The sequence below is a fragment of the Ruegeria sp. CDSC021 genome, from assembly GCF_059610845.1.
In genome coordinates this window covers 71,027-82,729 of record NZ_JBXWOK010000012.1, presented here as the reverse complement: position 1 = coordinate 82,729, position 11,703 = coordinate 71,027, and the positions used below count along the sequence as shown (strand labels likewise).

General features: G+C 57.1%; 10 protein-coding genes and 1 riboswitch. Of the genes, 7 read left to right on the top strand and 3 right to left on the bottom strand.

Going from position 1 to position 11,703, the window contains the following annotated elements:
* Nucleotides 1-31: 31 nt before the first annotated feature.
* Nucleotides 32-138: riboswitch (TPP riboswitch) on the bottom strand.
* 165 nt (nucleotides 139-303) lie between these two features.
* Both dnaJ and dnaK read right to left on the bottom strand, forming a co-directional pair.
* On the bottom strand, nucleotides 304-1,452 hold the full coding sequence (dnaJ, locus tag AC2FGB_RS16750; RefSeq protein WP_142637347.1) for a molecular chaperone DnaJ: 1,149 nt from the start codon (nucleotides 1,450-1,452) through the stop codon (nucleotides 304-306).
* A 74-nt stretch (nucleotides 1,453-1,526) separates the two neighbouring features.
* The gene (dnaK, locus tag AC2FGB_RS16745; RefSeq protein WP_142637349.1) at nucleotides 1,527-3,434 is read right to left on the bottom strand and encodes a molecular chaperone DnaK; all 1,908 of its coding nucleotides are present in this window, start codon (nucleotides 3,432-3,434) and stop codon (nucleotides 1,527-1,529) included.
* 211 nt (nucleotides 3,435-3,645) lie between these two features.
* Between dnaK and AC2FGB_RS16740 the strand changes: the two genes are divergently transcribed.
* The gene (locus AC2FGB_RS16740) at nucleotides 3,646-4,248 is read left to right on the top strand and encodes an alpha-ketoglutarate-dependent dioxygenase AlkB family protein (protein WP_496694357.1); all 603 of its coding nucleotides are present in this window, start codon (nucleotides 3,646-3,648) and stop codon (nucleotides 4,246-4,248) included.
* Here AC2FGB_RS16740 and AC2FGB_RS16735 read toward each other — a convergent pair.
* The gene (locus AC2FGB_RS16735; RefSeq protein WP_142637353.1) at nucleotides 4,245-5,066 is read right to left on the bottom strand and encodes an ABC transporter permease; all 822 of its coding nucleotides are present in this window, start codon (nucleotides 5,064-5,066) and stop codon (nucleotides 4,245-4,247) included. The two genes, AC2FGB_RS16740 and AC2FGB_RS16735, sit on opposite strands and share 4 nt — an antisense overlap.
* Nucleotides 5,067-5,188: 122 nt before the next feature.
* On the opposite strand from AC2FGB_RS16735, the gene cysQ reads away from it, so the two are divergent.
* The 6 genes from cysQ (at nucleotide 5,189) to AC2FGB_RS16705 (ending at nucleotide 11,702) form a co-directional block, all read left to right on the top strand.
* Nucleotides 5,189-5,986 carry a 3'(2'),5'-bisphosphate nucleotidase CysQ gene (gene cysQ, locus AC2FGB_RS16730; protein ID WP_496694358.1) on the top strand — a complete coding sequence of 266 codons (798 nt, stop codon included), beginning with the start codon at nucleotides 5,189-5,191 and terminating at the stop codon, nucleotides 5,984-5,986.
* Nucleotides 5,986-6,786, top strand: a complete 801-nt coding sequence (locus AC2FGB_RS16725) for a 3-deoxy-manno-octulosonate cytidylyltransferase family protein (RefSeq protein WP_281973403.1) — start codon at nucleotides 5,986-5,988, stop codon at nucleotides 6,784-6,786. Before cysQ ends, AC2FGB_RS16725 begins: the two co-directional genes overlap by 1 nt.
* 48 nt (nucleotides 6,787-6,834) lie before the next feature.
* Entirely contained in the window at nucleotides 6,835-7,818 is a 984-nt protein-coding gene (galE, locus tag AC2FGB_RS16720) for a UDP-glucose 4-epimerase GalE (RefSeq protein ID WP_496690223.1), read from the top strand.
* Nucleotides 7,778-8,872, top strand: a complete 1,095-nt coding sequence (locus tag AC2FGB_RS16715; protein WP_496694359.1) for a glycosyltransferase family 2 protein — start codon at nucleotides 7,778-7,780, stop codon at nucleotides 8,870-8,872. Before galE ends, AC2FGB_RS16715 begins: the two co-directional genes overlap by 41 nt.
* Before the next feature lie 146 nt (nucleotides 8,873-9,018).
* Nucleotides 9,019-10,005, top strand: coding sequence for a glycosyltransferase family 2 protein (locus AC2FGB_RS16710; protein ID WP_142637363.1), 987 nt, complete (start codon nucleotides 9,019-9,021; stop codon nucleotides 10,003-10,005).
* A complete protein-coding gene (locus AC2FGB_RS16705; RefSeq protein ID WP_496694360.1) occupies nucleotides 10,002-11,702 on the top strand; it encodes a DUF5927 domain-containing protein in 1,701 nt (566 codons plus the stop codon). The genes AC2FGB_RS16710 and AC2FGB_RS16705 overlap by 4 nt, the downstream gene beginning before the upstream one ends.
* Nucleotide 11,703: the final 1 nt, after the last annotated feature.

Below are 11,703 nucleotides of genomic sequence, written 5' to 3'. Positions count from 1 at the left end.
CTAGGGGCAACAACGGAGGATGGAAAACGTCTGTATTCATAAGACCGTTCCCTCCGCCGGAATTGCCCGGATCAGGTTCGATGGGTTGATGCAGCTGCACCTCTCAGCCTTGCGAACAAGGCACCCCAACGGTTGCGCGGACCATCTCAGGAGCGGCGACAATAATCAAGCGGAGATTTGCGAGGCTCTGCCTCGCGCTCCGAGGTATTTTTAGCCCGATGAAGAGCGGATCACCTGCTTCATCTGGCCCTAAATACCTCGGGGGAGTCGCGGGGGCAGCGCCCCCTTTTTTGGGAAAAGACTTCAGCCCTTCATCCCGTCCCAGAAGGATTTGACGGAGGAGAAAAAGCTGTTGGATTCCGGGTGATTGTCTTCACCCAGGTCGTCGAACTCGCGCAGCAGCTCTTTCTGGCGGCTGGTGAGGTTTACCGGAGTTTCCACGGCCAGCTCGATGAACATGTCGCCAACACCGCCGCCGCGCAGGGCTGGCATGCCCTTGCCGCGCAGTCGCATCTGGCGACCCGATTGGCTGCCCGCTGGAATCTGCACACGCCCGCGGCCACCGTCGATGGTCGGAACTTCGATCGAACCACCAAGCGCGGCTTTGGCCATGCTGACCGGCACGCGGCAATAGAGGTTCACGCTGTCACGCTCGAACAGCCTGTGATCTGAGACCTCTACAAAGATGTATAGATCACCCGGAGGGCCACCGCGCATTCCAGCCTCGCCTTCACCGGCCAGACGAATGCGCGTGCCGGTTTCGACACCGGCTGGAATGTTAACTGACAAAGCGCGTTCTTTTTCAACACGGCCCGCACCCTGACAGGATTTGCAGGGGTTCTTGACGATTTGACCCAGGCCCGAACAGGTCGGACAGCTGCGTTCTACTGTGAAAAAGCCTTGTTGCGCACGCACCTTGCCCATACCCGAACAGGTCGGACAGGTGGTGGGCTCAACACCGCCTTCAGCCCCAGATCCGTCGCAGGACGAACAGGCAACCGCTGCCGGGACATTGATGGTTTTCTGCTGACCTGAATACGCCTCTTCCAGCGAGACGCGCAGGTTATAGCGCAGATCCGAACCGCGTGCGGCACGACGTCCACCGCCCCCGCCCCGTTGGCCGCCCATGAAATCGCCGAACAGGTCGTCGAACACATCCGAGAATGCACTGGAAAAGTCGCCCTGACCAAAGCCAGCGCCAGGTCGGCCACCGCCGCCCATGCCATTTTCGAATGCAGCATGACCGAACCTGTCATAAGCCGCCTTGCGTTCAGCATCTTTCAGGACGTCATAGGCCTCGTTCGCTTCTTTGAACTGTGCCTCTGACTCCGGATTGTCCTTGTTGCGGTCGGGATGTAATTCTTTGGCCTTCTTGCGAAAGCCTTTCTTGATCTCGTCCGCTGATGCACCCTTGGATACGCCGAGCACATCGTAATAGTCGCGTTTTGACATCAGTATTTCCTTCTGCCTCAACGTAATCGGGCCGGCCCGGTGACCGGACCGGCCCGAATTGGCCCGGTTACCCGTTAGCTACGCTTGTCGTTGTCCAGATCTTCGAACTCGGCATCGACGATGTCATCCTCGCCCGGTGCAGCATCCGCAGCGGCAGGTTCATCTTCGCCGTCTTCAGCTTGCGCTTTGTAGATGGCTTCGCCCAGCTTCATGGCCGCTTCGGTAACGTTCTGGATGCCCGACTTAATCTTGTCGGCATTCTCGGTTTCCAGCTCGTCTTTCAGCGCGGCAATCGCCAGCTCGATGGCTTCGATGGTTGTTGGATCAACCTTGTCGGCATGTTCTTCCATCGACTTTTCTGTCGAGTGGATCAGGCTTTCCGCCTGATTCTTTGCGTCGACCAGCTCGCGGCGTTCCTTGTCGGCCTCCGCGTTCTCTTCGGCGTCCTTGACCATCTTTTCGATGTCCTCGTCGGACAGGCCGCCCGATGCCTGGATGGTAATCTTCTGCTCTTTGCCAGTGCCTTTGTCCTTGGCCGAAACCGAGACGATGCCGTTGGCGTCAATGTCAAAAGTCACCTCGATCTGCGGCATGCCGCGCGGTGCTGGCGGGATATCTTCGAGGTTGAACTGACCCAGGATCTTGTTGTCCGCAGCCATTTCACGTTCCCCTTGGAAACAGCGAATGGTCACGGCGTTCTGGTTGTCTTCGGCGGTCGAGAAGACCTGAGACTTTTTCGTCGGGATCGTGGTGTTGCGGTCGATCAGTCGGGTGAACACGCCACCCAGCGTTTCGATACCCAGCGACAGCGGTGTCACGTCCAGCAGAACAACGTCTTTAACGTCGCCCTGCAGAACACCGGCCTGAATGGCGGCGCCCATGGCAACCACTTCGTCCGGGTTCACACCCTTGTGCGGCTCTTTACCGAAGAACTTGGTGACCTCTTCGATCACTTTCGGCATCCGGGTCATACCGCCGACCAGAACAACCTCGTCAATGTCGCCAGCCGACAGACCTGCGTCTTTCAGCGCGGCCTGGCAGGGTTTCATTGACTTTTTGATCAGGTCCGAAACCAGCGATTCCAGCTTGGCACGGGTCAGTTTCATGACCATGTGCAGCGGCTGACCGTTCGACCCCATCGAGATGAACGGCTGGTTGATTTCGGTCTGCGAAGTCGAGGACAGTTCGATCTTGGCTTTTTCAGCAGCTTCTTTCAGACGCTGCAGGGCCATCTTGTCGGCAGACAGATCGACACCGTGTTCCTTTTTGAACTCATCCGCCAGGTAGTTGACGATGCGCATGTCAAAGTCTTCACCACCCAGGAAGGTGTCGCCATTGGTCGATTTAACCTCGAACAACCCGTCGTCGATTTCCAGAATGGTTACGTCGAAGGTACCGCCACCAAGGTCATAAACCGCGATGGTTTGGGTTTCTTCCTTGTCCAGACCATAGGCCAGAGCGGCAGCTGTCGGTTCGTTGATGATCCGCAGCACTTCCAGGCCGGCGATTTTACCGGCATCTTTGGTCGCCTGACGCTGTGCGTCGTTGAAATAGGCCGGAACGGTGATAACGGCTTGTGTGACTTCCTCACCCAAGTAGCTTTCAGCGGTTTCCTTCATCTTGCCCAGAGTGAAGGCCGAAATCTGGCTTGGGGAGTACTTTTCACCGCGGGCTTCGACCCACGCGTCGCCATTGCCGCCATCAACGATGGCGTATGGTACCATTTTCTTGTCTTTTTCGACTTCGGCATCATCCACACGACGACCGATCAGGCGTTTGACGCCAAAAACCGTGTTGTCAGGGTTGGTGACCGCCTGGCGTTTCGCAGGCTGACCGACCAGTCGCTCATCTTCGGTGAAGGCGACGATCGAGGGCGTGGTCCGCGCCCCTTCGGCGTTTTCGATGACCTTTGGCTGCGAGCCGTCCATGATGGCAACGCACGAGTTGGTGGTGCCGAGGTCAATCCCGATTACTTTTCCCATATGTTCAATCCCTTTCTCTTCAAGGCGATGTCCCGAGGCCCGACCCGTTATGGCATCTGGCCCCGATCTGATTTGCGCAATGGTCCTACACCATCGCGCGTCCCGGCGTATATAAGGACGGGAACAGGGGCCTGCAAGCATTCACAAATGCAGGTTTTCAGGAATCTGCAGCCTTTTTAGCAAGGTTTTGGCAAGGATTGAGGAATCTGGAATGGCGCGGCTGCTTTTACGCGGTTTTGAAATCAGGAAAGCTTACCTTGACGGAGCTGCCCAGGCACAGCTGATCACGCTGTTGCGTCCGATTCTGAAATCAGCACCTTTGTTCCGCCCGACCACCCCTTCGGGCAAGGAAATGTCTGTTCGCATGACCTCGGCCGGGGCGCTGGGTTGGGTCACTGACAAGAACGGGTACAGGTACCAGCCGCACCATCCAAAGGGTATGGAATGGCCCGCCATTCCAGACTGCATTCTGGATATCTGGCGCGATCTTGCCAGCCTCGAACGTGACCCCGACTGTTGCTTGGTCAACTACTATGGCGAAGGGGCGCGAATGGGCCTGCATCAGGATAAGGACGAGGCCGATTTTTCCTGGCCGGTCCTTTCGATCTCATTAGGTGACGACGCGTTGTTCCGCATTGGCAACACGACCCGAGGGGGCAAAACGGAATCGATCTGGCTTGGCTCGGGCGATGTTGTTGTGATGGGCGGACCCGCGCGCCTAACCTATCACGGGGTAGATCGCATTCGTTTCGGGTCTTCAAAACTGTTGCCAAAGGGCGGGCGGATCAACCTGACCCTGCGCGTGGCGGGTTAACGGCGTGCGCTCCAGCTTTGCGACACATGCTGGCGGGTAAAGAAAATTCCAAGCAAGCCGATCAACAACAGAGCCAACCCGACCCAGACAGGATATTCCCAGTTGGTATTGCGCGGATAGTAATTCCGAAAAACGAAACCCCGACACTGGTCGATAATGTGAAACAACGGATTCCAGGCGAACATGGTCAACATGAACCCGCCCAGCGCATTGCCGACGAACATTTTTCCCGAGAACACCATATTCAGGCGCCGGTAAATTGTGCTCATGATCGTGGCAGTGGTCGGAAACCAGGGCTTGATCGCCATGAACACCACGCCGACCGCACAGCCCGTGAACCAGGCCAGCATCAGCATGGCAAAGGCGCCACCGGGCTCCTGAATTTCCAGCGGAGCAACCGATACGCTGTAGACAAACAGGATGATGACGATTGTCAAAACCTGAGTATACAGCGACCCGAAAGCGGCAGCCATAAGCACGACCATCATGTTCATCGGCGAATGCAGCATCATCGGGTTATTACCCGTGTCCAATCCGGAAACCGAACCGACGGCTTTAATGTGCGTCAGAAACAGGAAAACCCCAGACAGCAGATACAGAATGAACTCACCCCGGATTTTGGCAACGCGCGCGCCAAGAAGGGACATGATCACGTAAAACACACTCACCAGCACCAGAACCTGGAAAATATTGATAAGCACCGAAAGCACAGCATTGCTGTGTTGAGATCGGACATTCCGGACCACGGCGTGAAACACCAGTTCCGCCGTCGTAAACGCACCGCCTATAAGCGACCGGTTTCGCTTGTAATAAAACACCCGAAGCGTCTTTCCTGTATTATTGCCTGCAATCTGGCACGAAATTCTTGCCGTTCCGTAACCAGCACAGCATAAGGCCGTCAGGTTATTCGATCAACAAATCACAGGAACGGAGCTTTTTTGTGACCTATGATGCCCTCATCCCCGTCATCCGACGTCTGGCCCTGGAAGCGGGCGATACGATCATGGACATCTATAACTCGGATGGGTTTGACGTGAAGGTCAAATCCGATGCCAGCCCCGTGACCGAAGCAGATGAGGCCGCCGATGCGCTGATCTCGGCCGGTCTGCGCGCGGCGTTCCCCAATATCCTGCTAGTGACCGAGGAACAGGCCGCCTCGCATTCTGAAAAAGGCGATACGTTCCTGATCGTTGATCCGCTGGATGGCACCAAAGAGTTCATCAACCGGCGTGGCGATTTCACCGTTAATATCGCGCTGGTCGAAAACGGCACCCCAACGCGCGGCGTGGTTTATGCGCCAGCCCGCGGCCGGATGTTCTATACTTTGGCCGACGGGCAATCGGTCGAGGAAACCGGCGCGCTGGACAAGGATCAACCCGGCGCCGTGGCTCCGATTTCGGTCTCTGATCCAGACAATTCCGCGCTTTTGGTCGTGGCCTCGAAGTCACATCGTGACGAGGCGACCGACGATTACATCAACAAATATCAAGTGCAGGACAGCAAAAGCGCGGGCTCGTCGCTGAAGTTCTGCCTGATTGCGACGGGCGAGGCAGATATCTATCCCCGCGTTGGCCGCACGATGGAATGGGATACGGCAGCAGGTCACGCCGTGCTGACAGGTGCGGGCGGCAAAGTTGTCCGGTTCGACAATCATGCGCCGCTGACCTATGGCAAGGACGGCTATGCAAACCCGTTCTTTATCGCCTACGCTCCGGGTGTAGACCTGAAGGAGGCCTGATGTCCGTTCTGATCGCCATTCCCGCCCGCTACGCCTCGACCCGGTATCCGGGCAAACCCCTGGTGCCGCTCACCGGGGCCAGTGGCAATGCAATGACTCTGATCGAGCGGTCATGGCGCGCGGCCAGTTCGGTCTCGGGCGTGGACCGCGTTGTGGTTGCCACCGATGACGACCGCATTCGCGAGGTGGCCGAAGGGTTCGGGGCCGAGGTTGTGATGACCTCGGAAACCTGTGGCAATGGCACCGAACGCTGCGCCGAAGCGCATGATGTGCTGGGCGCAAGCTATGACATCGTGGTGAACCTGCAGGGCGATGCACCGCTGACCCCGCATTGGTTCGTCGAAGATCTGATCACCGGTCTGCGTGCCGCACCCAAGGCTGGGGTGGCCACTCCGGTTCTGCGCTGCGACGGCGATGCGCTCAACAGCCTGCTGAATGACCGCAAACACGGGCGCGTCGGTGGAACAACCGCCGTTTTCGCCGCTGATCACGGCGCGATGTATTTCTCGAAAGAGGTCGTGCCCTTTACTTCACAGGCTTATGCGGGCGGGGAGGAAACGCCGGTGTTTCACCATGTCGGCGTCTATGCCTACCGCCCTGACGCGCTGGCGGCTTATCCGTCTTGGCCTGTCGGTCCATTAGAGCAACTGGAAGGGCTGGAACAGCTGCGTTTCATGGAAAACGGGCGTAAGGTTCTGTGTGTTGAAGTCGAATCCAAAGGCCGCCAGTTCTGGGAACTAAACAATCCGCAGGACGTTCCCAAACTTGAAGAGATGATGGCCGCGATGGGGCTGGACTGAGTGCCGCAGGCTGTCGCACCCTGAAAAACCGGAATAACGGGATCTGATATGACACATATCCTTGTAACCGGCGGTGCCGGATATATCGGATCCCATGCCTGCAAGGCACTGTCTCGTGCCGGGTACACACCTGTCACCTATGACAACCTGATCACCGGTTGGCAGGACGCGGTCAAATTTGGCCCGTTCGCACAGGGTGATCTGCTGGACCGGGCGCGCCTGGATGAGGTTTTCGCCAAGTATCAACCCGCCGCCGTGATGCATTTCGCAGCGCTCAGCCAGGTGGGCGAGGCGATGTCGGAACCCGGAAGATACTGGTCGAACAATGTCACTGGTTCGCTGACCCTGATCGAGGCCGCGGTGGCGGCTGGATGTCTGGATTTCGTGTTCTCATCGACCTGCGCCACCTATGGCGAACATGACAATGTGGTGCTGGACGAGAACACGCCACAGCAGCCGCTGAACGCTTACGGCGCCTCCAAACGCGCGATCGAGGATATCCTGCGTGATTTCCAGGCCGCTCACGGGATGAACCATGTGATTTTTCGCTATTTCAACGTGGCTGGCGCCGATCCGGACGGAGAAGTAGGCGAATTCCACCGCCCCGAGACCCATCTGGTTCCGCTGATGTTGGATGCGATTGACGGCAAGCGCGACGGGCTGACTGTGTTCGGAACCGACTATGACACGCCCGATGGCACCTGTATCCGCGATTACGTGCATGTCTGCGATCTGGTTGACGCGCATGTTCTGGGGCTGCGATGGCTGGAACAGGGAAAGGACAGCCGCGTTTTCAACCTGGGCACGGGCTCTGGCTTTTCGGTGATGGAAGTGATCGACCAGTCGAAATCCGTCACCAATCGCGCGGTGCCCTATACCATCGGCCCGCGCCGCACCGGAGATTGCACCAAGCTGGTTTCGGGCTCGGACAGGGCCGGGCAAGAACTGGGCTGGTCCCCCAAAAGGTCCGTGTTAGAGACGATGATTGCCGATGCCTGGCGCTGGCATCAGAACGGGCATTACGACAGATGAGGGCCGCGTGAGCGATACCCTGCCGCCAATCGGATGGGTGCAACGCTATCGCTTGCGCCTGAAACGCAGGCGGCTGTTGTGGCGATCCTTTCGCAGCCGCCATCAGCTAACCCAACTGGTCGACCAAACCGACCAGATACGCCCGGGTGCGATACTGGTCTTTACCACCCTGCGAAATGAAATCACGCGCCTGCCCTGGTATTTCCATCACTACCGGACGCTGGGCGTTGATCATTTTCTGATCGTGGACAACGGCAGCGATGATGGCTCGGTCGCATATCTGAAAGATCAACCGGATGTATCCTTGTGGCAAACCGATGCCAGCTATCGCGCCTCACGATACGGGCTGGATTGGCTGACCTGGCTACAGATGCGATTTGGTCACGGCCATTGGACTTTGATGGTGGATGCGGATGAGTTGCTTATCTATCCCGAATGGGACAGCCATCCGCTGCAGGATTTGACCCAACAGCTAGAGGTGCAGGGGCGCGACGCTTTCGGAGCCTTGATGTTGGACCTGTACCCCAAAGATCAGCTCGGCACACAGCCCTATGACCCCGGAACCGACCCGACCGAAGTTTTGGGCTGGTTTGATCCAGGCCCGTTGCGCGCCAAACGGCAATCGCCGCTGGGCAATCTCTGGGTTCAGGGCGGTGCACGGGAACGCGTGTTTTTTGCTGACCGGCCCGAGCGGTCACCAACTTTAAACAAAATACCGCTGGTACGCTGGTCGCGGCACTATGCTTACGTGAACTCCTGCCATTCCGCCCTGCCCCGAGATTTGAACGCCACCTATGACGGACCGGGGAGCCACGGCCCGTCGGGCGTGCTACTGCACACAAAGTTCCTGCCCGAGGTGGTCATCAAATCAAGAATCGAGAAAACCCGAGCGCAGCATTTTCACGACCCGGCGGAGTTCGACAGCTATTATGATGGCATAATTAACCGCCCGATCATGTGGGATCCACAATCGGTGGAATATATCGGATGGCGCCAACTGTGTGAGCTTGGCTTGATGGGCAAAACTGACTGGAAAAACAACGTTTCGGACTAACTACTTTTAAATGCGTTGCTTCATTAGATGGTAAAGTGGCATAAAATGGCATTCGCCCGGCTCCACTCTGGCTTGTTCAGGCCCCGGGTATGCTCGCGTATTAACAAAGGTTGGGCAGTCGCGTGAGCCTGTTGGATTCATACCGAATGAGATTGCGGCGCAAGCGCCGCCTGTTGCGTTGCGTTCGCAAACGACGCGAATTAGAAGCGGTTTCCGACAAAACCAACGCCATTCAACCCGGTGACATCCTGTTGATGAGCGTAGTGCGAAACGAAAAAATCCGCCTGCCCTATTTTCTGGAATATTACCGAAAACTTGGCGTTGATCGCTTTTTGTTTGTGGACAACAACAGCGACGACGGCACCCGCGAGTTTCTGAGTAGTCAGCCGGACGTATCGGTCTGGCAGTCCAACGGAAGCTATAAGCGGGCCACATATGGCACTGATTGGTCGAACTATCTGCTGCGCAAATACGCCGATGGGCACTGGGTTCTGACGGTCGATCCGGATGAGTTCTTCATCTATCCGTTCTGCGACACACGGCCCATTCGTGCCCTGACCGACTGGCTTGATGGCTGTGCCGTCCGCAGTTTCGGCACCATGCTGATCGACATGTACCCGCAGGGCCCGGTAGATGCCGAACCCTATCGTGAGGGGCAAGACCCCTTCGAGATTGCCCGTTGGTTCGATGCCGGGAATTATGTGATCAGCAAAAACCCTGAATACGGGAATCTCTGGATACAGGGTGGGCCGCGCGCCCGTGTCTTTTTCCGCCAGGCTCCGGAAAAGGCGCCTGCGTTGAACAAGATACCGCTGGTCAAGTGGGACCGTCGATATGTCTATGTCAGTTCGACCCATTCGCTGCTGCCACGCGGGCTGAACCAAGTCTATGACGATTGGGGCGGCGAAAAAACCAGCGGGGCGTTGCTGCATGCCAAGCTGATCAACACCCTGGGTGACAAGGCACATGAAGAGATGGAGCGGCGTCAGCACTATCGCGGGTCCGGCGAATATCGCGCCTATGCCGAAGGGCTGAACGACCGTCCGGTGTTTTGGTGCGACCGGTCCGAGGCTTATATCAACTGGCGACAGCTTGAGATTCTTGGCCTCATGTCGAAAGGGAACTGGGCATGAGCAGCCTTGGCGTCATCATGCTGGTGCATGCCGCGCTTCCAAGGGCGCAACAGGTCGCGCGCCATTGGGCGGCATCCGGCTGCCCGGTGGTGATCCATGTCGACCGCAAGGTTGCGGACACTGTTTTTGATGACTTTGTAGCCTCCTGTGCGGACGAACCTCTGATCCGGTTCTCGGAGCGCCACACCTGCAACTGGGGCGGTTGGGGCATTGTTGCAGCCTCGCAATCAGCGGCTGAACTGATGCTGGAGGCCTTTCCCGATGTACACCATATCTTTCTGGCCTCGGGCGCCTGCCTGCCGCTACGGCCCGTCGATGAGCTGGTCACATATCTAGCGGAACGGCCCCGTGTCGACTTTATCGAAAGCGCGACAACAGCTGATGTAAGCTGGACGATCGGCGGACTGGATCAGGAACGATTTACGCTGAGATTTCCGTTCTCGTGGCGTAAACAGCGCAAATTGTTCGACGCTTACGTAAAGCTACAGCGGACCATCGGGATCCGACGGTCGATACCCGAAGGTCTGGTGCCGCATATGGGCAGTCAATGGTGGTGCTTGACCCGTCAAACGCTGTCGGCCATTCTGCAAGATCCCAAACGCAAAACATATGACCGCTATTTCCGGCGCGTCTGGATTCCCGACGAAAGCTATTTTCAGACCCTAACCCGGCTTTATTCAACACATATCGAAAGTCGCTCCCTGACGCTGTCCAAATTTGATTATCAAGGTCGCCCGCATATCTTTTATGACGATCATCTACAGCTATTGCGACGGTCGGACTGTTTTGTAGCACGCAAGATCTGGCCCCAGGCCAATCGGCTTTATCAGGCGTTTCTGACCAACCAGGCACATGCGATGAAGCCTACAGAACCCAACCCGGGCAAGATCGACCGGTTATTCTCGAAAGCGGTCGATCGCAGGACCCGAGGCCGGGATGGCCTGTATATGCAAAGCCGCTTTCCCCGCCACGGCAGCGAGAACGGACTGACGTCGTTCCCCTATTCGGTATTCCAGGGGTTTACCGAACTGTTCGCAGATTTCGAGCCCTGGCTATCGGAAGCCACCGGAACAAAGGTCCACGGTCACCTCTTTGGTCCCGAACGTGCGGAATTCGCCGGCGGAGCGCCTTTGGTCAACGGCGCACTAAGCGATTGTGCCAGCCTGCGGGACTATAATCCTACGGCGTTTTTGTCGAACCTGATCTGGAATACTCGGGGCGAGAAGCAGTGCTTTCAATTTGGCCCCACGGATACGCAGGACATCAACTGGTTTCTGGCGCGCGACACAAATGCGCAGATTTCCGTTGTCACAGGCGCCTGGGCCATTCCCCTGTTCCGTTCGAATGGAAATTTCGCGGATATCCGTAACGAAGCCGCCCGCCTGCAACAAATCGAGACCAAACAGCTTGAGGTTTTAACTTCGGTCTGGACCAAGGCCAAAGTGCGCACCTGGTCGCTGGCCGAGTTTGTGGAATCTCCGATGGAGCCTCTGCAATCCATTCTGGAAGAAACCGGATGCCAGAACCCCAGCCACCTGACCCAAGCCCCTACGATGGTCGACCTGTCCGGGTTCGGGAAGTTCCTGCAAAACCTGAAGAACCAGGGTATGCACCCTTATCTTATGGGAGATTTTCCAGCCGATGACATTTTTGGCCGGCAACTTAGGCCTTATCGAAAACCATATCTGGTGCAATAGC